Consider the following 22,052-nt stretch of genomic DNA (forward strand, 5'->3'; position numbering starts at 1 on the left):
ACGGGCTTCGCGGCGGATTTGCGTGCGCGCGCGGCGGGCTTGGGCGGTTCGGGCTGGCCCGGGGTCGGCGTCCAGTCCGGGCGGCTGGCCAGGATTGCCTTGAAGATCGCGGCCGGCGGCGCGGTGCACTGGGCCGAATAGGTGCCGAAGACCTCCAGCGTCATGGTGCAGCGCGCAGCGTGGAACCACTTGCCGCAGCCGAAGGCGTGGCGCCAACGCTCGAAATGCACACCGCGCGGGTTGGCGCGGTGGAACATGTAGGCCTCGAACTCGGCCTCGCCGGCCGCGGGGCCCGCCCGGCGCAGGTGCGCCTCGCCGCCGGGGGCCAGCTCGGTCTCGTCGGCGGCCACACCGCAATAGGGACAGGTCAGGATCAGCATGGGAGACCTCCGGACACGCCAAAGGCAGGCGTCACAGGACACCTGCCTTCGGGAATTGCTGCAAATCTGAGAATGCCGGCGCTGGCCCGGGGGCCAGGCGCGGCCGAACCTACCCTACTTGTCGCCTGCGGGGAGTTCGATTGTGACGTCCGGGCTGCCGCCGGCATCGGGGGCCTCGCCGCCCATGTAGAAATAGGCGAGGATTGCGACGATGACGACCAATGCGCCCACGATGAGCGCCAGTCCGTTATTGCTTCCGCCTTCAGTAGCCATGTTTTTCCGCTGTCCCTTGCTTGAATTTTTTTATCGTTCAGGACTCGCGGAACGCACGAAAGCGCGATCCGGTTCCAATAAACCGGATCGCGCCGCGCGTGCCCCGCGCAAAGCGGGGCAAACGTCAGACAAGGGCCACGATTACTGCGCGGTCGTCGCTTCGGCGTCGGCAGAGGCCGCCGGAGCGCTTGCGTCAGGTGCGGTCGTCTCGGCCGGAGCCGATGCCGAACCCTCGGCGGTAGCGCCGGACGTGGCGCTGCCACCTTCAGGCGCTTCGATCTGGATGTTGGTCTCACCGGCGCCAGTCGTGGTGGCGGTGCCCAGGTCAGCGCCATCGCCGCCCATGAGGAACCAGGCGATGAGAGCAACAGCGACGACGAGGCCGCCGATGATGAGGGCAAGGCCCGTCCCGCTACGCTTGTCGGTATGGGTTTCGGTATGGCTCGTGTGGATACGCTCAGGCTGTGCCACGGCGGTAACTCCTCTTCAATTGACTTCTGCTTAGCAACGTCCGTCACGGAGTTATTGTTCCCGGCACATGTGATCACCGACCGGCGAAATCCGCCGATGGAATTGGAAAGGTCAGCGGGCGAACGACGGTCGGGCACGGGCCCGCCATCGGGTGCGCAACCACCGATTGCAGGGCCGGCTGCCGGGCACGCGGACAGGCCGGTCAATGGGCCACCCCGGCGGCGACGCTTTCGTCGATGAAACGCCCCTCGCGGAATCGATCGATCGAGAAGGGCGCGGCCAGGGCACCGGGTTCGCCCCGCGCCACCAGCTCGGCCATGGCCCAGCCGGATCCGGGGATCGCCTTGAACCCGCCCGTCCCCCAGCCGCAATTGACAAAGCAATTGCCCAGCGGCGTTTTCGACAGCAGGGGAGAGCGGTCGCCGGTCATGTCCACGATCCCGCCCCACTGGCGCAGCATCTTCAGGCGGCTGATCATCGGGAAGGTTTCGACCAGGGCGCGCACGGTCTCCTCGATATGGTGGAAGCTGCCGCGCTGAGTGTAGTTGTTGAAACCGTCGGTGCCGCCGCCGATCACCATCTCGCCCTTGTCGGACTGGCTCATGTAGCCGTGGACTGTGTTGGCCATCACGACAACGTCCATGCAGGGCTTGATCGGCTCGCTGACCATGGCCTGAAGCGACACGCTCTCGATCGGCAAACGGAACCCGGCCATGTCAGCCAGCGCGCTGGAATGGCCTGCCACGACCAGCGCCAGCTTGCCGCAATCGATTGGCCCCTTCGTGGTGTCGACCCCGACCACCTTGCCATCCTGGCTGCGCACCCCGGTGACGGCGCATTGCTGGATGATGTCCATGCCCATGTCCGAGCAGGCCCGCGCATAGCCCCAGGCCACCGCGTCATGGCGGGCCGTGCCGCCGCGCGGCTGCCACAGGGCACCGAGCACCGGGTAACGCGGCCCGCTCGTCTCGATGATGGGGCACAGTTCTTTGACCCGCTCGGGGCCAATGAACTCGGTCGCGACGCCTTGCAGGGCGTTGGCGTGGGCGGTGCGCAGGTAGCCGCGCTTCTCATGCTCGGTCTGAGCAAGCATCATCACGCCGCGGGGGCTGAACATGACGTTGTAGTTCAGATCCTGACTCATGGTCTCGTAAAGGCTGCGGGCCTTTTCATAGATCGCGGCCGAAGGATCCTGCAGATAGTTCGACCGGATGATCGTCGTGTTGCGTCCGGTGTTGCCGCCGCCCAGCCAGCCCTTCTCGATCACCGCGACATTGGTGATGCCGTGGTTCTTGCCAAGATAATAGGCCGTGGCCAGCCCGTGCCCGCCGGCGCCGACGATAACCACGTCATAGCGCGGCTTGGGCTCCGGCGAGCGCCAGGCGCGTTCCCAGCCCTTGTGAAAGCGCAGGGCCTCGCGGGCGATGGCGAATGCGGAATAGCGTCTCATGCGGTTCCCCGGGGCAGGATCAGAAGGCAGGGTTCGACGGGGCGCGCGGGGCGCCCGTTCTCCTCCCCTGTATCGCGCCGGAAGGCCGCCGCGTCCATGCCGCCCTGCGGCACTCCCGGTCCTTTTCGCGACATCCGCCGTGTCGGGCCGCCACCCCGGCGCGGGCCGCCATAGGCCCCCGCCCGCGTGCCTGGCCGGGGACGAACGGACGCGGTGCCGGCGAAACCCTCTGCGACCTCACGCCCCTGCGGGGGAAATGTTACTTCTGTAAGCGGCGGGATTTCGCTAGACGGGTTGCGGGACACTGCCAAACGATCGGAATACCATGCTCTTCTGGGTGCTGACTGCGACCATCTCTCTGCTCATTACCGCCATTCTCGTGCGCACCCTGCTGCGCCCCAGGCAGGTCCAGATCGCCGAGCTCAACGACCTCCAGGTCTATCGCGATCAGATGAAGGAGCTGGAGCGCGACCTCGCCCGCGGCGTCATCACCGCAGACGACGCCGACCGCGCCCGGCTTGAGATCTCGCGCCGCATCCTCGAGGCCGACCGCGCCGTGACCCGCGCGGGCGCCGTCGCCGAGACCCATTCGCGCCCGGGCGTCAAGGCCGCCGCCGCGGCCTTCATGGCCGTTCTGATCGTGGTGGGCGCCGCCGCGCTCTATACCCGGCTGGGCGCACCCGGCTATCCCGACATGCCGCTGGCGACCCGCCTGGCCAACCTTCAGGAAGCCGCCCGCAACCGCCCCTCCCAGGCCGAGGCCGAGGCGGTGATCCCCCCCGCCGAAGAGCCCCAGGACGTGGACCCGGCCTATCTTCAGCTGGTCGAGCGTCTGCGCGGCATGCTGAAGCAACGCACCGGCGACGCGCGCGGCTACGACCTTCTGGCCCGATCCGAGGCCAACCTGGGCCAGTTCTCGGCCGCCGCCGTCGCCAAGGCCCGCGCCATCGAGATGAAGGGCGAAGAGGCCAGCTCGGCCGATTACGCCGACCTTGCCGACATGCGCATCCTGGCCGCCGGCGGCTATGTCTCGCCCGAGGCGGAGGAGGCGCTGCGCCGCGCGCTGGAGCTTGATTCGCGCAATGGCCCGGCCCTCTACTACTCGGGCCTGATGTTCTCGCAGCTGGGCCGCCCGGATCTCGGCTTCCAGATCTGGCGCCGCCAGCTCAAGGCCGGTCCCGAGGACGCGCCCTGGATGAGCCCCATCCGCGAACAGATCGAAGAGGTCGCGCGCCTTGCGGGCGAGAAGTTCAGCCTGGCACCGCGCTCGGGCGGGCCGCTGTCGACACCGCTGCCCAACGCCGGTGCGGATGCGGGTGCCACCCTGCCCGGCCCCGACCAGGCCGCCATCGCCGCCGCTGGCGAAATGAGCGCCGAGGATCGCAATGCCATGATCGAGGGCATGGTCGGCCAGCTCTCCGAGCGGCTGGCGGCCGAGGGCGGCACTCCCGCCGAATGGGCCCGCCTGATCCGCGCCCTGGGCGTGCTGGGCCAGAAGGACCGCGCCGCCGCCATCTGGTCCGAGGCCAGCCAGACCTTCGCCGGGGACGAGACCGCCCTGGCACAGATCCGACCCGCCGCCGAGGCGGCCGGCGTCGCCCGATGATCCCCGCGTCGGGCCCGGCGGGCCCGTTCGCCGCCTGTCCGGGACGGCGGCCATGAACATCCACGACGACATGGCCGCCTTTGCCGCCGCCCTGCCTCCGATGACGCCGCTCGCCGGGCTGGACCTGGGCGACAAGACCATCGGCATCGCCGTGTCGGACCCAATGCATTCCGTGGCCTCGCCGCTGGAGACCATCCGCCGGTCCAAGTTCACGCAGGACGCCGAGGCGCTGCTGGCGATCCTGTCGCGCCGGGCCATCGGTGGGCTGGTCCTGGGCCTGCCGCGCAACATGGACGGCAGCGAGGGGCCGCGCTGTCAGAAGACCCGCGCCTTCGCCCGCAACCTGTCGCGCCTGACGCCGCTTCCCATGACCTTCTGGGACGAACGCCTGTCGACCGTCGCCGCCGAACGCGCCCTGCTGGAGGCGGATGTCTCGCGCCGGCGGCGAAGCGAGGTGGTCGATCACGTCGCGGCGGGTTATATCCTGCAAGGCGCGCTGGACCGGCTACGCAACCTGCGCGCCTGAAAAGGGCGCATCGGGGCACGCCGGGCCAACACCATTGACACGGGCGGACCCAAAGGGGCCTTCCGATACAGGCAGATCGCAACAGGCAAATCGCGGGCAGAGGACATGAGCGACGGCACCGACAACACCGCAGGACCAGAGCGCCGCTCGGCAAGGGTTTCCTCGCCCTGCGTGAAGCTGTGTCTGGTGCACCCCGTCGAGGGGATCTGCACCGGCTGCCTGCGCACGCTTGAGGAAATCACCGGCTGGTCCCAATTGACCGAGGCCGAGCGCCGCACGATCATGAAAGAACTGCCCGCCCGTGCCCCCCGCCTCGCCAAACGCCGGGGCGGCCGGGCCGCCAAACTCAACCGCCTGGGATAGGGATCCGAGGGGCTGGAAATCCCCGTGGACCAAGGCTCTTGCAGCCGTTCTTTAATATGATGGTAGAGTGCGCACCTTCGGGACGCCCCTAGGTGCAGGCAGGCTGTGCCGCATCTTCGACCCGGGCAAGCGCCTCCTCGACCAGGGCCACGCCCGCCCCTTCTCGATGGGCCCCCTCGGACAGGACCCGCCGCCACGCGCGTGCGCCGGGACGGCCCAGGAACAACCCCAACATGTGCCGGGTGATCGAATGCAGCCGCCCGCCATCGGCAAGATGCGCCTCGATATAGGGCAGCATGCGCCGCACTGTTTCCTCGGCGGTGATCGCCCCCTCCTCGCCGAAGATCCGGCGATCGGCGTCCAGCAGGATCTGCGCCGGTGCGTGATAGGCCGCGCGGCCGATCATCACCCCGTCCATCCCCTGGGCCAGGAAGTGCTCGGCCTGGTCCAGGTCGGCGATGCCGCCGTTGATCGACATGTGCAGCGCCGGAAATGCCCGCTTCATCCGCAGCACCAGGTCATAGTCCAGCGGCGGCACGTCGCGGTTCTCCTTCGGGCTCAGCCCCTGTAGCCAGGCCTTGCGGGCATGGATGGCGACCCGCCCGATCCCGGCCCCGACCATCGCCTCCAGGAAGGCCGGCAGGACCTCCTCGGGCTCCTGCTCATCAACGCCGATGCGGCATTTGACGGTGATCTCGGGACCATCGGGGCCCGAGCCGCCCGGCACCGCCCCCTGCATGGCCGCGACGCATTCCGCCACCAGCCCCGGATCCTTCATCAGCACGGCCCCAAACGCCCCCGACTGCACCCGGTCCGAAGGGCAGCCGACATTGAGGTTGATCTCGTCATAGCCATAACCCACCGCGATGCGCGTCGCCTCGGCCAGCAGCTCGGGCTCGGAGCCGCCCAGCTGCAAGGCCACCGGATGCTCGGCCGGGTCATACCCCAGCAGCATCTCGCGCTTGCCGTGAACCACGGCCGGCGCGGTCACCATTTCGGTATAAAGCAGCGTGCGACGGCTCATCACCCGGTGCAGATAGCGGCAATGGCGGTCGGTCCAGTCCATCATCGGCGCAATAGATAATCTAGCGTGTTGATTTATTTGCATTTTTTGTGTATCTTCAAACTGTTGGCGGCGGATGCTGCTACGCAGGAACACGCCCCAATATCCCCGAATTTGCCCCTCTACGACGACTCATTGCACACACAGCGCACACGAAAATGGCCTCCATCACCAAGCTCCCCTCCGGTGCCTACCGGGTCCAGATCAGACGAAAGGGCCGCTACGCGAGCGAGACGTTCCTCCGCCGCGACGACGCCCATCGCTGGGCCCGCCAGGCGGAGACCCGGGTCGATCAGGGGCTGGCGCCTACAAGCACGTCCGTTTCCCGCCTCCAGACCTTTGGCGACCTCATCGATATTCATATAACCGATATGTGCGAGGTAGGGAAACCGCCGCGTCGCAGCAAGGCCGCCACGCTCACGACGCTCAAGCGCGATCTGGGCAAGGAGAAGATCGGGCACCTCGACCGGCAGAAGCTGATCGACTACGGCAAGATGCGTGCGGAGCAAGGTGCGGGCCCGGTCACTCTCGGGATCGATATCGGCGTGATCAAGATGATCATCACCCATGCCGCGGCTGTGCACGGGCTCGACATCTCTCCGGAACCCGTCGATCTGGCGCGCGTGGCGCTCAAACGTCTCGGCCTGATCGGCAAGGGCACAGAGCGGGATCGTCGCCCTACCACGGACGAGTTGAACCGCCTCTTCCGCTGCTTCGATGACAACGAACGCCTGACCCTGCCGATGACGCGGATCGTCAAGTTCGCGGTGGCCACGGCCATGCGGCTCGACGAAATCTGCCGCGTCGAATGGACCGATCTCGACGTCGACCGCCGGATGCTCATGATCCGCGATAGGAAGGACCCGCGCAACAAGACCGGGAACGACCAGCGGATCCCACTCTTCGCCGCCACGGGGTTCGATGCCTGGGCATTGGTCATCGAACAGGCCAAGGAACTCGGGCACGCAAGGGGCCGGATCTTTCCCTACAACTCGAAATCGGTCGGAACGGCCTTCCGGCGCGCCTGCGTCGAGGTCAGCGTGAAGGACCTGCATTTCCACGATTTGCGCCATGAGGGCACAAGCCGCCTGTTCGAGGCCGGCTTCGCCATTGAACAAGTCTCGCTGGTCACCGGCCACAAAGATTGGAAAATGCTGCGCCGGTACACGCATATCCGCCCGGAAACGCTGCACCGGCTCGCCGCGTCGCGCACCCCTTCCCCGCTCGAGACCCGCGCAGCCGAGTGATCCGAGAGTCAGAGGGGTGCCGTCCCGGCCCGTGACGGGTTTGGAGGTCGAGAGAGAGGCTTTCGGCCGCCCGTCGCGGGAGAAAACCCATGAACACCGAGATTATCGATGCCGGGCGTGACATGAGCGGCGGCTACAAAGTGGATGTGTCGCGCGGCGAGAACGTGGACCGCGTTTCGTCGGAGTGGTTCTCGAGGCCGGATGACGAGCGGTATCTGTCGCTCGATGATCTCTTCGCATCCGTCAAAGGTCGGGCGGAGCGGAGCCGGACGCAGACGGTTGAAAGTGCGGCGATCCGGGTCGAGGCGCATCGCGACAACCCGGAGAAGTTGGGGCTGCTCCTGCCGGGCGGGGATGAACCGATCGCGCCGACGCATTGGTCCTTCGGCCAGCTTTCGAGCCTCGTCGGCGCACCCGCAGCCTATCTGCGGCAGCTTCCAGCGCCGCTGGCGGGCATCAACCTGCAGTACGGGCTGACGAACCACCGCGCGGAGCAGGTCAAGACTATGGAGGTCGCGGATGGTCGCACGGAACTGCGCGCCGTGACAGGCCCCGACTACGGCCGCATCTACGACCACGAACTTGTCTCCGCCGTGCAGCGCATCGCGGGCAACGGCACGGGCGACACGCGCTGGAAGGTGCCGGGCGTGCTCGACTGGTCCACCGGCATCTACAACCCGCGCGTGGACGTGACGAAGGAAACGACGACGCTCTACGCCTCGGACCGCGACGTTTTCCTGTTCCTCGTCGACGACCTGAACCCAATCGAGGCGGGGCTGCTGCCCGACGGCTCGCCCGACCTCTATTTCCGGGGGTTCTATTGCTGGAATTCCGAGGTGGGCGCCAAGACGCTCGGCATCGCCAGCTTCTACCTGCGCGCGGTCTGTCAGAACCGCAACCTCTGGGGCGTCGAGGACTTCCAGGAGATCACGATCCGGCACTCGAAATACGCGGCCTCCCGTTTCGCGCACGAGGCCGCCCCGGCGCTCAGCCGCTTCGCCGAGTCCTCGCCCGCGCCCTTCATCGACGGCATCCGGGCGGCGCGGGAGAAGATCGTCGCACGGTCGGACGAGGACCGGCAGGATTTCCTGCGCAAACGCGGTTTCTCGAAGGCGGAGACGGGGCGGATCGTCGAGACGGTGCTGGCTGAGGAAGGCCGACCGCCCGAGAGCGTCTTCGACTTCGTACAGGGGATTACGGCGGTCGCACGGTCGAAGCCGCAGCAAGATGCGCGGCTGGTGATGGAGGGCAAGGCGAAGGTGTTGTTGGAGAAGGTATGATTGCGTTGAATATGTAAGCTGTTCAAACTTTTATCGAGATAATCTCAAGCACTGAATGAAGATGTCGAGGGGCGCTATAACCCCTCGACCGTGAACTCGGGCGCACCTTGCCAGACCAGCTTCCAGCTCGCGCCCGGGCGGACATTCTGGATGATCCCCGGATCGAAGGCCACGAAGCAGCGTCCGCCCGGGTGACGCACGGATGGATAGATCAGCCCACGATACCCTTCTGCCCTCAAATCCGCGGCGAGACGCTGCCCCGCCGGATAGCCGTGCCCGGGGTCTGGGTCGAGCGCCGGATGCGCGTCCCCGTGCATATCTGGGAAATCCCCAATGAAATCCGCCAGCAGTTCCACGTAGCGTGCCTCGTCCTCGTAGCGGCCGATGAAGCCCAATTCACGGGTCCGGTGAAACCCAACTTCCTGCGCACTCGTCAGCATGTCCCAGGCGCAGTACCACGCACCGCGGTCGCCAGTGTTGAACCGGTTGCCCTTGGGCCTCGTGTAGGTGAATGCCGCGTTGATATGGCTCTGACCATAAAGGGTCAGGTCATGCGACCGCCGCGCGAAGGCGAGTTCGCGGCGGTCTAGCTCGGGGCTACCCTGCGCTTCGGCGATCAGGCGCGCACTGGTCTCGCCTTCGATCTCGGCGAGAATCGCGGCCTCCTCGTCGCTATCAACCAGCCCCCGCAGCACCGGCGGCTTGTGATGGGTCTCTGAGATCAGCCTGACAAGAGCACGGTCATTGACCGACGTGATCCTCAAACCCCGCCCCGCAGCGCATCAACATAGCCCCGCACGCGCAGGATCTTGGGCAATCCCCCTTCGATCATCGCGTCCACGGGCCGCGCACCGTCGAACTCCGGACCCCGGTTCGGCAGCTTCGCCCACTCCCGCGAGATCGGTTCGTTGAAGTAAAGCTCAAGCGACTTGTAAAGGCCGATCAGCGCGCTCAATCGCAGCATCTGGTCCCGCGTCAAATCCCCAGCAAAATCAGGCTTCTTCGCCCGCTTCCAGGTCGAGTCCGACATATCCGCCAGTGCCGCCGCCTCCCGCAAGGTGAGCGACCAGGCGTCCGCGATCCGAGCGAAGGCCTTGAGCGCGACCCCCTGCCGATCCGGCGCAGGACGTTCCAGAACAACGTTTTCCATGTGTTTGCGCTCCTTCATAGCTTGACTGATGATCTAAGTCCATATGGATCGCATTGCAAGTCCATATGGACTATTTGGTGCCTCCAGAGTAAGAGGGGTGCCGGGTTTTCCGTGACGGGTTTGGAGGTCGGGAGAGTGGCTCCCGGCTGGCCCGTCGCGGAGATATCCCGATGACCAAGCAACAGAAGATCACCCTCAGCGCCTCGCGCGACATTCCCTTCAACAAGCTGATGCTCAGCCAGTCGAACGTGCGCCACGTCAAGGCAGGCGTGTCGATCGAGGAGCTGGCCGAGGACATCGCGCGGCGGACGCTGCTCAGCTCCATCACCGTGCGGCCTGTGCTGGACGACAGCGGTGCCGAGACCGGCATGTACACGATCCCCGCCGGCGGGCGGCGGTTTCGGGCGCTGGAACTTCTCGTCAAGCAGAAGCGGATGAACAAGACCGCGCTGGTGCCCTGCATCGTGCGCACCGATGGCCTCGCCGAGGAAGACAGCCTAGCCGAAAACGTCCAGCGCGCGCCGCTGCATCCGCTCGACCAGTTCCGCGCCTTCCAGGCGATGCGCGAGAAGGGTCGCACAGAGGAGGAGATCGCCGCGGCCTTCTTCGTCTCGGCCAGCGTGGTCAAACAGCGGCTGAAGCTCGCCGCCGTGGCACCATCGCTGCATGATGCCTATGCCGAGGAGGAAATGACGCTCGACCAGCTCATGGCCTTCACTGTCAATCCCGATCACGCACGGCAGGAGCAGGTCTGGGACGCGCTGCAGCGGCACTATTCCCGGCAGCCTTACGAGATCCGCCGCATGCTGACCGAAGGCGCGGTGCGGGCTTCGGACAAGCGGGCGCAGTTCGTCGGGCTGGACGATTACGTCGAGGCCGGGGGCGAAATCCTGCGCGACCTGTTCCAGCAGGATGACGGCGGCTGGCTGCAGGATGCCGCCCTGCTGGACGTCATGGTGCGCGAGAAACTGGCCGAGGAGGCCGAGGCAGTCCGCGCCGAAGGCTGGAAATGGGTCGAGGTCGACACCGAGTTCCCCTATGGCCACACCTTCGGGATGCGCCGGGTCCATGGCGAGGCGGTGCCGATGACCTGTGAGGAGGCCGCCAGCTACCAGGCGCTGAAGGCCGAATACGATGCGCTTGAGGCGGAGCATGCGGAGGCCGACGAGCTGCCCGACGAGGTCGATACCCGGTTGGGCGAAATCGAGGACGCGATGGAGGCGTTTGAGGCGCGTCCGATCCGGTTCGAGGCGGACGACCTCGCGCTGGCAGGAGCCTTCGTCAGCATCGACAGCTCCGGGCGGCTGCGGGTCGAGCGGGGCTACGTGCGGCCCGAAGATGAGCCGCTCGAGGAGGTAGAGGACACCGGCGAGGTCGCACCGCAAGCGGCGCAGGTCGAGGACACCGACGACACTGTCGCGTCTATTGCGGACGACGAGGAAGAGGATGACGGCCTCAAACCGCTCTCCGACCGCCTCGTCATGGAACTGACGGCCCATCGCACCCTGGCCTTGCGCAATGCGCTGGCCCAGGACCCGCAGGTCGCCTTCCTCGCGGCGCTGCACGCGATGGTCCTGCGGCTCTTCTATCGCTACGCCGTCGACAGCTGCGTCGAGATCGAACCGCGCAACGCAGGTTTCGGATCGCAGGTGCCCGGCCTCGGCGACACGGCCTATGCGCAAGCCATCGAACAGCGCCACGAGACGTGGGCACGCAACCTTCCGAAAGCGCCCGAAGACCTCTGGGAGGTACTCACCGAGTTCGACAGCTGCAGCCGCGAGGCGCTCTTCGCCCAGTGCGTGGCAATGAGCGTGAATGCCGTCCACGACCCCTACCAGCGCCGCCCGCGCGCCATCGCGCATGCGGATGTGCTGGCCGGGACCGTCGGGCTCGACATGGCCAAAGCGGGCTGGACGGCCACGGGTGACAGCTACCTCGGTCGCGTGACCAAGGCGCGCATCCTCGAGGCCGTGAGCGAGGCGAAGGGCGAGGACGCCGCCGACCGCATCGCGGGCCTGAAGAAGGCCGAGATGGTGACCGCCGCCGAGGACCTGCTCTCCGCCACCGGCTGGCTGCCGGACCCGCTACGCACACCGCGGCTGCCGGAAGAGGACGCTCCGGAGATCGAACTGGTCGACGATGCGGACAGCGCCGATGGAGAACCTTCGGACGACGATCCTGAAAGCGGCGAAGCGCAATCGGCGGAAAACGGCGGCGAACCGGCTATCGGAGATTCCGACCCCATGGAGGAAGATGATCCCGTCGCCGGTGACGCTTTCGCCCGGACAGCCGCCGAGTGACCTTCGAGCAGGTCAGAGCTCCTTCCCCCGAGTTCCGGCAACCGGGGTCCGCCAGAAATGGCGGGCCCCTTTTTCTATCCACGACAGGAGGCACAAAGCATGCACAGCCCCGCCGCCAACATCGCCCGCCGCCTGGCCGAGGATGCCGAGGCCGTCTGCCGTCACTACCTCACGAACGGGCGCAAACAGGGCCGCTACTGGATCGTAGGCGATGTGCAGAATACGCCGGGCCGCAGCCTCTACGTTCGGCTGACCGGTCCGAACTCCGGCCTTGGTGCGGCTGGCAAGTGGACCGATTCCGCAACCGGGCAGCACGGAGACCTTCTGGACCTTATCGCCCTGAACATGGGGATCACCACCCTGAGGGACACGCTGGACGAAGCGCGCAGGTTTCTCAGCCTGCCGCAGACGGACAGGCACCGCGCCAACAATTCGCCAGCCTCTCGCGGCTCACCCGAGGCCGCGCGGCGGCTCTGGGCCATGGGCCAGCCAATGTCGGGCACCTTGGCGGAACGCTATCTCGCAGGGCGCGGCCTCACCGGGCTGGGCCATCACGACAACTTCCGGTTTCACCCGAACTGCTTCTACTGGCGTGAGGATCACGCGTTGACAGACCCGCCTGAGACCTGGCCTGCCCTACTCGCCAAGGTGACGGACCTCGACGGAAGGCTCACGGGCCTGCATCGCACCTGGCTTGACCCCGCCACTGCGGACAAGGCCCCGGTCAATCCACCGCGCAAGGCGATGGGCAATCTCCTCGGCCATGGGGTTCGCATCGGTAAACCGGTCAGCGTGCTGGCCGCAGGCGAAGGGCTGGAGACTATGCTCGCCCTGCATATGGCCCTGCCGAAGCTTCCTGTCATTGCGGCCCTGTCCGCCAACCATCTCGCAGCCCTGCAGCTGCCGGCCGATCTTCGCCGCCTATACATCGCCGTTGATGCCGATCCGGCAGGCCTGTCCGCCGCGGACCAACTGGCGTTTCGGGCCAGACAGGTCGGGATCGACGCGATCCACCTCTCCCCCCGTCTCGGCGATTTCAATGACGATCTGCGAGCCTCTGGCCGCGACGCGTTGCGCGCGCATCTGCGTCCGCAACTGGCGCCCGAAGATGCCGTGACCTTCCACGACCACGCCATCGATTGATCGGAGTCGGCGCAGTCGGCCAGCGCCTCCGTGATCAGAGCCACGCCTTCCGGCCTTCCGAGAGCGGGCAAAACGGAGCAGAGCCCGGACGGGCCCGCAACGGCCATGGCCGTCCTCCGCTGCGCTCCGGTTCCACCCCATCGCGTGGGCGCGACGGGGACCCCTGAGAATGCAGACCCGTCCGGCCCCCGCTTTTCCGTTGCCCGGGAAGGCCGCGAGAGGCGCGGTCTTCGACAACCGGAGACGACATCATGACCGACACACATCTTCAAACCCGATCCTCCACCGCCGTTGTGCTCGAGGAACTGCAGCTCTACGGCTGGCGCCCCTTCACCGACGAGCCCGATCCCCGCCCCTTGCCGGAACCCGACGCCATTCGCACCGCCGTCGTCGACATTTTCGACGCGCTCGTCTTGACGCTGTCCGACACGCGCCTAGAGCCCGACCTTGAAGACCTGCTCTGGTCCACTACGAACCTGTTTCACCGTATGGCGACGCGGACAGGCCGGGATCTCGACAGCAACGAACAGGCACAAAAACGCGCGCAGCGCGAACAGGACGGATCCGAAGTCCGCTCGGTCGAACTGGAAACCCTGATCGCGGAGGGCATCACGCTGCTCGAACGGCGCAACGCCTACGAGGCCATGCGCGATCTCGCGGCAGATCTCTTCGAGACCCATCTCGGCCAGACCTGGCACCCAAGGGCCGGCAGCCATGTGAACCGCCGCACACTAACCGCCTCATTGATCGACAGTCGGGACCACCTGGCCGCAAAACGCCGCGCCGATCTGGAACCGCTCCTGCCGCAGGGCACGAAGATCGCCTTTAGCGGCGGGCTCGACTGCAACGATCACACGGCCATCTGGGCGGCCCTCGACCGCGTCCACGCGAAACACGCCGATATGGTCCTGCTGCACGGCGGCGCGCCACGCGGGGCCGAACGCATCGCCGCTGGCTGGGCCGACAACCGCAGCGTGACGCAGATCGTCTTCAAGCCCGACTGGACGCGGCATGGAAAGTCGGCGCCCTTCAAGCGCAACGATCAGTTGCTCGATACCCTGCCCATCGGCCTCATTGTCTTCCCGGGCTCCGGCATCACCGAAAATCTCGCCGACAAGGCCCGCGCGATGGGCATTCCCCTCTTCGACTTCCGGCCGAAAGCCGCCCCACCGGCATGACCAGATTTCCGCCGACGCACGCCCCGGACTCTCCCGGGGCGCGCCGTTTTCTGCTATGATCCGCCCGTGCCAGTGGAGGAGGTGGCGGCGCGATCCTTGTTCTCGAAAGGAGTGCCTCATGTTTTTCTCCACCCTCTTCACGCTGTTCGGCCTTGGTGCCCTCTGCTGGATCCTGTTCAACCTGGCTGTCTACGCCCTGCCCTTCGCGATCGGGCTGACGTCCGGCATGTATCTGTATGAAACGGGCCAAGGCGTTTTCCTGTCGATCATTGCGGGCCTCTTCATCGGCGGCTTCGTCGCCGCTCTCGGAGAATTCGCCTTTGACCGCATCCGTTGGGCCCCGCTCAAACTCGCCATCGGTCTGATCTACGCGGTCCCCGCGGGTATCGCCGGATTTCATGCGGCAAAGGGTCTTGCCGAATTCGGCAGCGCGGGCGCTGCGACCATCACCCTCCTGTCTTGGCTGGGCGCGCTCATTATCGGCTGTACAGCTTGGGCGCGGGTATCGGGCTGGTCCGAGGTCAACGCCATGTCAGACCCGCATCCGCACAGGTCTTTCGACGAACACTGAACGCCCTGTGAAGCTTGCGCCGGTGCGTGCCGTCAGCCACATCGTCAGCGTGCGCCGCAACCGATTGCTGAAAAAGGTCTCGATGCTCGCCGTCACCGCAGCGTTGCGGCTCGGCAGGACCAGCTGAGCAAAGCCAGATCGCCAAAACCCACATTGTAGCGCATGGCCCCGGTCGCGTATGCACTTGGATCGCCGGCAGACCGAACGACACGGCAGACAAACACAGACACGGCGAGAGGGGGCAATCCCGGAGTACCGAAGCACGTTCGGGACATGCACCGTTTCCGCCTGCACGCTAAAACCTGTCTTTGCACGACGTCCGCTGCCGGGGTCTTGCGCGATCCAGAGGTAGCCTGTCACCCCCTCTTCCATGGCATGACGCCACGCGTCCCTTGCGGGCCTCTCAGCGGCTGATCTGACCGGGATCGGCTGACGCCTCGACCGCCTTGAACGCAACAGCGCGTCCGGACTTTCTTCCCCTGGCGGACGCCATTCCTCGCGCGGCAAGAAAGACCGGCCTTGCCGTCCTCCGCTGGCGCTTCGGGCCACAGGGGCTGCGTCGGCGGATCGCCCCGGTCCTGACGATCGCCATCGAGGCCGCGAAGGGCGCGGGCTCGGACAAGCCAAAAGGAGATATGACATGGCCACCATCGGAACCTTCAAGAAGACCGGCAGCGAATACGTCGGCGAAATCGTCACCCTCAGCGTTCAGGCGAAAGCCGTCCGCATCGTCCCCGAGGACAGCACCCCGAACGACAACGCCCCTTCCCACCGCGTCTTTGTCGGCCGTGCCGAGATCGGCGCCGCCTGGTCCAAGCGCTCGACCGAGGGCCGCGACTACCTGAGCCTCAAGCTCGACGACCCGAGCTTCACGCAGCCAATCTACGCCAACCTCTTCGACGACACGGTGGTCGAAGGCGGCGAAGAGACCTTCAGCCTCATCTGGTCGCGCCCCAACACCCGCCGCAACGGCGACTGACAGCAGACCGCCCCGCCCGGGATCGCCGGGCGGGGTGCGCTTTGCTCTCGGTGGTTTGGCAACGAGCGGCTTGGAGTCACATTTGAAGCTGACAAGTCCGGACTCTCAATGCCCTGCTTGGATGCTGCGGTTGCAGCCCGCAAAGCCGACATTAGAGTTGCTACGCACTGGCGGGCGTAGGGCGAGTGTGCACTGTCCCTGGTACTTCTTGACTCCAACCTAACACATTCGACAATCTGTCGGTGCGTCCAGAGCACAAGGCAGCGCCGGACGCCTCGCTTCACGTCTGCCGATAAGAACCCGGCACCGGACCATTCCGGGGAAGGCCGAGACACCCTTGCACTGGAGAGCAAGATGCCATCCTCGAAAACGCCTATGGGCGAGCATGACCACCTGCTGGAGATCTACGAAACGGAAGTCGAGGTCGAATATCGCGGCGAGCGATACTGCGTCCGTGACAACGGCGCAGTCTATCGACTGAACGAATTCCGGAAACGCCCCCGTCCGCTTGACAAAACATGGACCTTCGGACGCCAAAACCTCACGACCGGCTATCACCTTCTGGCCGGTGTGCCGATCCACCGCATTGTTTGCAGCGCCTTCAACGGTCCGCCACCCTCTGATCATCATGTTGTCGATCACATCGACACCAACAGGGCGAATAACAGGCCCGAGAACCTACGCTGGCTCACTAGGCTTGAAAACGCACTCCTGAACGAAATCACCGCACGCCGCATTGAGCTGGCCTATGGTTCGATAGAAGCGTTTCTCGAAGATCCGTCCAGACCCATTAACGAAACGTCCTTTCCCGATATCTCATGGATGCGGACTGTGACCAAGGAAGAAGGTGCCAAAACCAAGTCTCGTTTCGAGGCGTGGGCGAAGAGCGGATCGGTCCCAAGCGGAGGCGCAATCGGCGAGTGGCTGCACGGCACCCGTGAGCGAGCTGACTTCGAGCCGGAGCCGGAAGAGTATGAAAGCCTGACACCATCGGCGATCCAAGTGAAGTGGAAGGTCCCGACCGAGTTTCCCGGATGCCCAGAGGCGGTCTCGGAAGATGGTTTGGAGCGATACGCTCAGAACCTCCGGTTCGGCGGGGTCTTCGCCCGGAACGATATCTACCAGAGCTTGGTCGTTCAGTGCGCCCTCGTCGAAGACGGGCTGGTAGTTCTTACCCGTGCTGCGGAAGCTGACGCGATCAAGGACTGGGCTGTCGCCATGATTACGATCCGTGGTGAGCTGTTCGTTCACCGCAGCGAGCATCAGTATTTCACGCTTCAGGGAGCGCTGAAGACCTTCTGCGAGCTGACCGGCGAGAGTTTGGAGGACAGCATCGACGACTATACGTGAAGGGCGCACCATGCATCTTGGTGTATTTGTCAGGCCAGCTCAAATGCCGGGCCGGCCGAAACCTGACCTTCGCCCTAGCTTCCAAATGCTGCAGCGCTACTCTCGTAAAGCTGTCATCGGATTGCTCCGTATCAAGGATGCCAGCGTTCGCCCACTGCCGCCTGCTCGTCTTCTCGACGGGCATCCCATTCATACCCTTCTGCAATGGATATGAGGCTTTCCGACAACCGGGGGTGGGAATTACCATATCTAGCTGCCAAGTCTCGATAACGCTCTGCAAGTCTGCGCTCTTGCTCTCCGCCATCATAGGGGCTGCGCGTGGTTACACCTCGTGCATTTCTGACCCCCATACCAAACCGTTCCCTTAGTCCAGCGTGTTCAGAGCGATCTAAAAAATCCAAGATGACGTCAGGCAACCAGTCATCCCATGGCCGTCTCCTCGCCATTCGTGCCAGCAAAGCCCCAAAATGGATTTCAGCTACTTCCTTGCGGTCAGCTTCCGCCGCAAGTCGAAGGGCGCTATCTGCCCATGTGGTGAATTCATCCGGAGACACTACGCCGTTCTCATCGCATCCGGGAACTCTTTTCCAACCCTCCAGAGAGTGATAGGCTAGCTCGGCAAGGAACTTGCGCCTCTCCGCCGATAGCTTTTCTCGCTCGGGTTCGTCCGCGCCATCGCGCCGATGATATTGCCAGCAGAGCAACTCAACAAAGAGATTTGGATCCCGAGAAAGCTGCCGGTGCAAAGCCAGCGTTCGCTCGTGGTCTCGATGACCGTATGAGCACAAGAGCTTGACGAAGGGCAGTTCTAGATTGGCGATTTGGTCGTCGGAGATCGCTTCGTCTTCATCGAGGAGCTGAAACACCTCATCTAGGTTGTACGAACTTGGAAAAGGCCCCTCCACTTCCTCGCCGCGAGCAACAGCTTGTAGGATATCTAGCCAACGGTTGGCTGGCAGCTTGTTCCTCCACAGAGAAACGGCTGAGAACGCTGATCTCGGCCGCTGATATTCAAGAAGCTTTGTAACGGCGTACTCCACTTCGTCGGACGGCGTGTCATCCCAAATATGAATTGACGCCGAATTCCAAAATGCAGAAGCCACGTCTTCGCCCAAACTTTCTGCGACCTGCCAGCCAATTGAACGACCAGGAAGGTGCTCGGCAAATCTCAGGCGCTCCACTTCACTGTTCAGAATTCCTTGTGCCTCTAGGCCAGCCACGACTGCGGCAAGGTCGATCCAACCTGCGCTCCATAGCAGTTGCCGCAGGAAAGCATTGGACTGATCATTTGCCTCGGTGCGCAGCGCAGCCGAGACCCAGTGGGTCGCCGTTTCCACTGCCGCATCTTGCGGGACCAAGACTTGAGCCACCAGTTCGGGTTGCTTCACGCTAAGCGCAAACGGAAGAACCGCTTGATCTCCCAATTGCTCCCTGATTTCATCGATGGCGTTTCGGCGGCGCTCTTCGACAAGTGCGTTTCGCTCCTGCCATGACAAGCGCCCATTTCCTTCGTCTTCCACCAGCGCACGCCACTCAACGTGGGAATTTTCAAACAGCCAACGGTGGCGAGCAGTCGGAGACTGAGGGGACAAAGCCTCTCCCATACGCCGAAGCGCGGCTGCCAACTGTTCGTCCTCTTCACCTTCCTGATAAGCACGAAGAACATCGCGCCGACGAAGGTTGTGCCGAAGATCAGCTTTGTCCTCATCGGTTGCTGTCGCTGACCAGCTCTCGACCTCGATGACCAAGCGAGACAGGTCATCAGAATGAATACGTGTCGCAACTTCTAACAGCTGTTCAAGCTCCAACTTTTCAAATGGAGCCAAGTCGAGAAGTAGGCGGCTAGCTTCGACCGCCGCTGCGCGGACATCCGCATTTGTCGGTGACGGCACTTCTGCATCCAGTGCTCGCCATTGCGGCCTCGCAGTGCGTGAAGCGAAACTTGGGCCACCTCCTGGAAGAAGAGAGATACAGACGTCCATCACAGCATGTCGAAACTGCCCTGACAAGCGCCGCAAGGCAGCCATCCTTTCCGCAGCACTGAGAGCGGTGGCAGGCAGCCAAGCCCTAAACAGAGAACGGGCGGTTGATTTCGGCGAGTTTGACCAGTTGTCTTCCACCTCCAGACGGCGAAGGCCAAAAACAATCTCAGCAACACGAGAAAAGTGGACAGGGTGCCAAGCCAAAAGTTCAAGCGCCCAAAGCAAATTGGTCCGCAAACACTCGCCACTCACCAAGCCTTCAGTGGTTCCCATGATGGCGCGTATGGCAGGTTCTGGCTCTCTAAGCTCAGCTTCAAGGCAATCAAGGAACGCAGATGGAGATGCCTCCGCCAATGTTCGTAGGTGCCCCCGAATAGAAAGCCAACGTTCTTGGTCAGCACCTTGCATCAGGGACCGAACGACTTGCGCGGCACGGTATGAAAGGTCAACTCCCAACCTGTCACCGCAGATTTCTGCACCATGAACGGATAGAATGCACAACGCGTCGCCGAGACCGGAAAGCAGGGCACCCGAAAAACTTCTCGCGTGACCCAAAACATTGGCCATGTACCACTGATCTTGAGGCAGGTCTAAGGCGGGGTCTCTATCGCCCAGCAACTCCGGCAAGAGTTGAAAGAAACGGTCCAGATCGTCTCGATCTATGTAAGGCCCTACGGCAAAAAGTGCGTCGATTTGTGATACAACGACATTCACATGCCCATAGCGAGCAATTGGTGCGTCGTTCAAAGCGAGCAGTTCGTCTCGAACTGGTTCTACTTCACCATCCAGAAAATCACCCAATAGCTGGAGAATTGTGCTGTCATCCATGTTCTCGCGCTCAACCCACGAGCCCGCCAATGCGAACGGGAGGACACGTTTTGCCGCTGCGCGATCTCTAACCCAACTAGGCCGCCGAACCTCAGGATCACCTGAGAGCTGACGCCGCAATACAGGAACAGAATGACCGACCTTGATGGAGAGGTTATCCGCGTCATCACGCGATAGCCCCATACTCTCGAGTTCAGCGCGAAAGGTATCTGAGGGGACGTGCGAAAGCAGCAGTGCCTCCCGGACGTCTAAACGACCCTTGGGATAGGCGCGGACAATGGTCAAATTTCGTCGATCACCAAAGTCCAACTCCTCCCCATCTTCAACATCCGCAACGACAATAAGGTGGTTTGCGCTCGTAGGAATTCTGGCATCGCGAGATGCGGCAACAACTGTCGTATCAAGAAGATCGAGGGCATCGGCCTCGATCATTGTCGCAACGACAAATGCAACGGCCTCCCCTCTATCGTCAGCTTGAACCGGGACTATTTGCTCTCGGTCGCGCAGCTTCTGCAACAACACGCTCTGTTCGTTGTGCCGCCTAGAAGAAACAAGCTTGATGGACAATGGCGGCACCGAAGCTGTCGCCCAGCTATTCCACCATTCGTGAGGTGTCTTCAGCCCAGGCCAGGCGACACCCAGCTTTTCACCCAACCAGCGGGCCGTGGCAGGCGCTTCTTCCAGCCAAGTTTCAAGGTCTATGGCGTCGAATGCCTCAACGGTCGCCCAAGCGCCTTCACCACGTCGCTCTTCAAGCCAGTCTTCTTTTCCGTTCCACCTCCTCGGCGTCACGAAGACGAATGCACTATTCTCGCGCTGGTCTTGCGGCGTTTCTTCAGTTCTCTTTCGATAATCACCGTCGGCTTTACTTCGAGGGTCTACATTGCAACCCATTTCCCATACGCTTCGGCCTTCCGGCACCCAGACTGTTCCGGCTTCACATTCCACTTGACCGTCAAGCCCAGGCAAATCGACCGCCTCGTTTCCGGGAAAGCGCATTGAGACAAGGGATTCCGTGGTCTCCCTAATCAGTCGACGAACAAGTATCGGTAGGTGGTTACGACATTCGTGGCGGTCGGCCCATTGGCGTATTGCAGTTTCATCAACCGGCATAGTGACCTCATTGGGCTTAGGACTCTGTTCAACCCAGAGTAAGCGTTTGAGTTGATTTGGTTCAATGCGTCCGGTGAGAGTAAAGTCTGCTTTGTGGGGGTGCGAATGAAAATCTCGCGCTTGCAGCTAATGACCGCTCTCCGCCCCTGCCCGAAGAGATTGCGAATCTTCAAGCCTCCGCCTATATGACTAAGTCATACCGTGGAGTCCAGCATGACCGTCAAGACAACCCTCAGCTTCACCGACCGCCACCATCGGTTCCTGACCGACAAGGTGGGCCAAGGCGTCTTCGCCTCGCAAAGCGCGGCTGTGGCGGCGGCGCTGGAGCAGATGATGCGTGACGAAGAAGAGCGCGAGCTGGCCCTTGGCGCTATGGCCGAGGAGATCCGGGCGCGGCTCGACACGCCGCGCGCCGATTATGTCGCGGCCGAGGACGCCTTTGCCGCCGCGCGGGCCCGGCTGCAGGCTGCGCGCGGGGCGTGAGCTATCACATCCGGTTCCATCCTGCGGTCGCGGATGATCTGGACGCGATCACGCGCTGGCTGATCGACTATGCCGGCCCGCAATCCGCCGCGCGCCGACTGGACGAGATCGAGGCCACCATCGCCAGCCTCGCGGACCTGCCACACAAGGGCAGCCGCCGGGACGAGATCGCCCCCGGCCTGCGCGCCATTCCAGCAGGCCGCAAGGCCGTTATCGCCTTCACCGTCGACGATGATGCCCGCGAGGTGCATATCCACGCCGTGACCTATGCCGGGGCCGACTGGATCACGCGCAGCAAGTCGCGTGGGCGCTAGCA

The 22,052-nt window shown here is 63.9% G+C and carries 20 protein-coding genes and 1 pseudogene; 13 read left to right on the forward strand and 8 right to left on the reverse strand.

The genetic code is table 11. The annotated features are described in order from the left end of the window. Nucleotides 1-68: 68 nt before the first annotated feature. The 4 genes and pseudogenes from CLV77_RS16720 to CLV77_RS08670 form a co-directional block, all read right to left on the reverse strand. A pseudogene (locus tag CLV77_RS16720) lies at nucleotides 69-380 on the reverse strand (sarcosine oxidase subunit delta); the annotation flags it as partial. 114 nt (nucleotides 381-494) lie between these two features. After that, nucleotides 495-653, reverse strand: a complete 159-nt coding sequence (locus tag CLV77_RS16525) for a hypothetical protein (protein ID WP_170043953.1) — start codon at nucleotides 651-653, stop codon at nucleotides 495-497. Nucleotides 654-794: 141 nt separating this feature from the next. Further along, entirely contained in the window at nucleotides 795-1,124 is a 330-nt protein-coding gene (locus CLV77_RS08665) for a hypothetical protein (RefSeq protein WP_076978367.1), read from the reverse strand. 202 nt (nucleotides 1,125-1,326) lie between these two features. Next, a complete protein-coding gene (locus CLV77_RS08670) occupies nucleotides 1,327-2,574 on the reverse strand; it encodes a sarcosine oxidase subunit beta family protein (RefSeq protein ID WP_076978366.1) in 1,248 nt (415 codons plus the stop codon). Nucleotides 2,575-2,899: 325 nt separating this feature from the next. Between CLV77_RS08670 and ccmI the strand changes: the two genes are divergently transcribed. The 3 genes from ccmI to CLV77_RS08685 all read left to right on the forward strand — a co-directional run bounded on the left by ccmI (nucleotide 2,900) and on the right by CLV77_RS08685 (nucleotide 5,069). Further along, on the forward strand, nucleotides 2,900-4,180 hold the full coding sequence (ccmI, locus tag CLV77_RS08675; RefSeq protein WP_076978365.1) for a c-type cytochrome biogenesis protein CcmI: 1,281 nt from the start codon (nucleotides 2,900-2,902) through the stop codon (nucleotides 4,178-4,180). Nucleotides 4,181-4,232: 52 nt separating this feature from the next. Next, a complete protein-coding gene (ruvX, locus tag CLV77_RS08680; protein WP_076978364.1) occupies nucleotides 4,233-4,706 on the forward strand; it encodes a Holliday junction resolvase RuvX in 474 nt (157 codons plus the stop codon). Between the two features lie 105 nt (nucleotides 4,707-4,811). Further along, nucleotides 4,812-5,069, forward strand: coding sequence for a DUF1289 domain-containing protein (locus CLV77_RS08685; RefSeq protein WP_076978363.1), 258 nt, complete (start codon nucleotides 4,812-4,814; stop codon nucleotides 5,067-5,069). Between the two features lie 88 nt (nucleotides 5,070-5,157). Here the strand turns inward: CLV77_RS08685 and dusA are convergent, their stop codons facing one another. After that, the gene (dusA, locus tag CLV77_RS08690) at nucleotides 5,158-6,177 is read right to left on the reverse strand and encodes a tRNA dihydrouridine(20/20a) synthase DusA (protein ID WP_076978362.1); all 1,020 of its coding nucleotides are present in this window, start codon (nucleotides 6,175-6,177) and stop codon (nucleotides 5,158-5,160) included. Nucleotides 6,178-6,290: 113 nt separating this feature from the next. Between dusA and CLV77_RS08695 the strand changes: the two genes are divergently transcribed. Next, nucleotides 6,291-7,379, forward strand: a complete 1,089-nt coding sequence (locus CLV77_RS08695; protein WP_076978361.1) for a site-specific integrase — start codon at nucleotides 6,291-6,293, stop codon at nucleotides 7,377-7,379. An 89-nt stretch (nucleotides 7,380-7,468) separates the two neighbouring features. After that, nucleotides 7,469-8,659 carry a DUF932 domain-containing protein gene (locus CLV77_RS08700; RefSeq protein WP_076978360.1) on the forward strand — a complete coding sequence of 397 codons (1,191 nt, stop codon included), beginning with the start codon at nucleotides 7,469-7,471 and terminating at the stop codon, nucleotides 8,657-8,659. A gap of 74 nt (nucleotides 8,660-8,733) precedes the next feature. Here CLV77_RS08700 and CLV77_RS08705 read toward each other — a convergent pair whose 3' ends face one another. Both CLV77_RS08705 and CLV77_RS08710 read right to left on the reverse strand, forming a co-directional pair. Continuing rightward, the gene (locus CLV77_RS08705; RefSeq protein WP_076978359.1) at nucleotides 8,734-9,423 is read right to left on the reverse strand and encodes an RES family NAD+ phosphorylase; all 690 of its coding nucleotides are present in this window, start codon (nucleotides 9,421-9,423) and stop codon (nucleotides 8,734-8,736) included. Further along, nucleotides 9,420-9,809, reverse strand: coding sequence for an antitoxin Xre-like helix-turn-helix domain-containing protein (locus tag CLV77_RS08710; RefSeq protein WP_100053035.1), 390 nt, complete (start codon nucleotides 9,807-9,809; stop codon nucleotides 9,420-9,422). The genes CLV77_RS08705 and CLV77_RS08710 overlap by 4 nt, the downstream gene beginning before the upstream one ends. A 170-nt stretch (nucleotides 9,810-9,979) precedes the next feature. Between CLV77_RS08710 and CLV77_RS08715 the strand changes: the two genes are divergently transcribed. The 6 genes from CLV77_RS08715 to CLV77_RS08740 all read left to right on the forward strand — a co-directional run bounded on the left by CLV77_RS08715 (nucleotide 9,980) and on the right by CLV77_RS08740 (nucleotide 17,330). Then, nucleotides 9,980-12,109 (forward strand): ParB/RepB/Spo0J family partition protein, encoded by a 2,130-nt coding sequence (locus CLV77_RS08715; protein ID WP_076978357.1) that lies wholly within the window; start codon nucleotides 9,980-9,982, stop codon nucleotides 12,107-12,109. Nucleotides 12,110-12,208: 99 nt separating this feature from the next. Beyond that, nucleotides 12,209-13,252 (forward strand): DUF7146 domain-containing protein, encoded by a 1,044-nt coding sequence (locus CLV77_RS08720; protein ID WP_076978356.1) that lies wholly within the window; start codon nucleotides 12,209-12,211, stop codon nucleotides 13,250-13,252. Between the two features lie 251 nt (nucleotides 13,253-13,503). Continuing rightward, the gene (locus tag CLV77_RS08725; protein ID WP_076978355.1) at nucleotides 13,504-14,430 is read left to right on the forward strand and encodes a DUF2493 domain-containing protein; all 927 of its coding nucleotides are present in this window, start codon (nucleotides 13,504-13,506) and stop codon (nucleotides 14,428-14,430) included. A 118-nt stretch (nucleotides 14,431-14,548) separates the two neighbouring features. Then, a complete protein-coding gene (locus CLV77_RS08730; protein ID WP_076978354.1) occupies nucleotides 14,549-15,001 on the forward strand; it encodes a hypothetical protein in 453 nt (150 codons plus the stop codon). Nucleotides 15,002-15,641: 640 nt separating this feature from the next. Beyond that, nucleotides 15,642-15,980: a DUF736 domain-containing protein gene (locus CLV77_RS08735; protein ID WP_076978353.1), complete on the forward strand. Its 339-nt coding sequence runs from the start codon at nucleotides 15,642-15,644 to the stop codon at nucleotides 15,978-15,980. A 375-nt stretch (nucleotides 15,981-16,355) separates the two neighbouring features. Then, on the forward strand, nucleotides 16,356-17,330 hold the full coding sequence (locus CLV77_RS08740; RefSeq protein ID WP_076978352.1) for an HNH endonuclease signature motif containing protein: 975 nt from the start codon (nucleotides 16,356-16,358) through the stop codon (nucleotides 17,328-17,330). Between the two features lie 131 nt (nucleotides 17,331-17,461). On the opposite strand, the gene CLV77_RS08745 is transcribed toward CLV77_RS08740, so the two are convergent. Then, on the reverse strand, nucleotides 17,462-21,253 hold the full coding sequence (locus tag CLV77_RS08745; RefSeq protein ID WP_233128120.1) for a hypothetical protein: 3,792 nt from the start codon (nucleotides 21,251-21,253) through the stop codon (nucleotides 17,462-17,464). 213 nt (nucleotides 21,254-21,466) lie between these two features. Here CLV77_RS08745 and CLV77_RS08750 point away from each other — a divergent pair, with 213 nt between their 5' ends. Beyond that, nucleotides 21,467-21,736 carry a hypothetical protein gene (locus CLV77_RS08750; RefSeq protein ID WP_233128121.1) on the forward strand — a complete coding sequence of 90 codons (270 nt, stop codon included), beginning with the start codon at nucleotides 21,467-21,469 and terminating at the stop codon, nucleotides 21,734-21,736. Beyond that, on the forward strand, nucleotides 21,733-22,050 hold the full coding sequence (locus tag CLV77_RS08755; protein ID WP_076978350.1) for a type II toxin-antitoxin system RelE/ParE family toxin: 318 nt from the start codon (nucleotides 21,733-21,735) through the stop codon (nucleotides 22,048-22,050). Before CLV77_RS08750 ends, CLV77_RS08755 begins: the two co-directional genes overlap by 4 nt. Nucleotides 22,051-22,052: the final 2 nt, after the last annotated feature.

The organism is Brevirhabdus pacifica (genome assembly GCF_002797755.1).
Lineage (GTDB): Bacteria > Pseudomonadota > Alphaproteobacteria > Rhodobacterales > Rhodobacteraceae > Brevirhabdus > Brevirhabdus pacifica.

Bases quoted from the DNA above. Each gene is read 5' to 3' on its own strand.
- CLV77_RS16525 (WP_170043953.1), bottom strand. From the start codon at position 653: ATGGCTACTGAAGGCGGAAGCAATAACGGACTGGCGCTCATCGTGGGC.
- CLV77_RS08670 (WP_076978366.1), bottom strand. From the start codon at position 2,574: ATGAGACGCTATTCCGCATTCGCCATCGCCCGCGAGGCCCTGCGCTTT.
- ccmI (WP_076978365.1), top strand. From the start codon at position 2,900: ATGCTCTTCTGGGTGCTGACTGCGACCATCTCTCTGCTCATTACCGCC.
- ruvX (WP_076978364.1), top strand. From the start codon at position 4,233: ATGAACATCCACGACGACATGGCCGCCTTTGCCGCCGCCCTGCCTCCG.
- CLV77_RS08685 (WP_076978363.1), top strand. From the start codon at position 4,812: ATGAGCGACGGCACCGACAACACCGCAGGACCAGAGCGCCGCTCGGCA.
- dusA (WP_076978362.1), bottom strand. From the start codon at position 6,177: ATGCAAATAAATCAACACGCTAGATTATCTATTGCGCCGATGATGGAC.
- CLV77_RS08695 (WP_076978361.1), top strand. From the start codon at position 6,291: ATGGCCTCCATCACCAAGCTCCCCTCCGGTGCCTACCGGGTCCAGATC.
- CLV77_RS08700 (WP_076978360.1), top strand. From the start codon at position 7,469: ATGAACACCGAGATTATCGATGCCGGGCGTGACATGAGCGGCGGCTAC.
- CLV77_RS08710 (WP_100053035.1), bottom strand. From the start codon at position 9,809: ATGGAAAACGTTGTTCTGGAACGTCCTGCGCCGGATCGGCAGGGGGTC.
- CLV77_RS08715 (WP_076978357.1), top strand. From the start codon at position 9,980: ATGACCAAGCAACAGAAGATCACCCTCAGCGCCTCGCGCGACATTCCC.
- CLV77_RS08720 (WP_076978356.1), top strand. From the start codon at position 12,209: ATGCACAGCCCCGCCGCCAACATCGCCCGCCGCCTGGCCGAGGATGCC.
- CLV77_RS08725 (WP_076978355.1), top strand. From the start codon at position 13,504: ATGACCGACACACATCTTCAAACCCGATCCTCCACCGCCGTTGTGCTC.
- CLV77_RS08730 (WP_076978354.1), top strand. From the start codon at position 14,549: ATGTTTTTCTCCACCCTCTTCACGCTGTTCGGCCTTGGTGCCCTCTGC.
- CLV77_RS08735 (WP_076978353.1), top strand. From the start codon at position 15,642: ATGGCCACCATCGGAACCTTCAAGAAGACCGGCAGCGAATACGTCGGC.
- CLV77_RS08740 (WP_076978352.1), top strand. From the start codon at position 16,356: ATGGGCGAGCATGACCACCTGCTGGAGATCTACGAAACGGAAGTCGAG.
- CLV77_RS08745 (WP_233128120.1), bottom strand. From the start codon at position 21,253: ATGCCGGTTGATGAAACTGCAATACGCCAATGGGCCGACCGCCACGAA.
- CLV77_RS08750 (WP_233128121.1), top strand. From the start codon at position 21,467: ATGACCGTCAAGACAACCCTCAGCTTCACCGACCGCCACCATCGGTTC.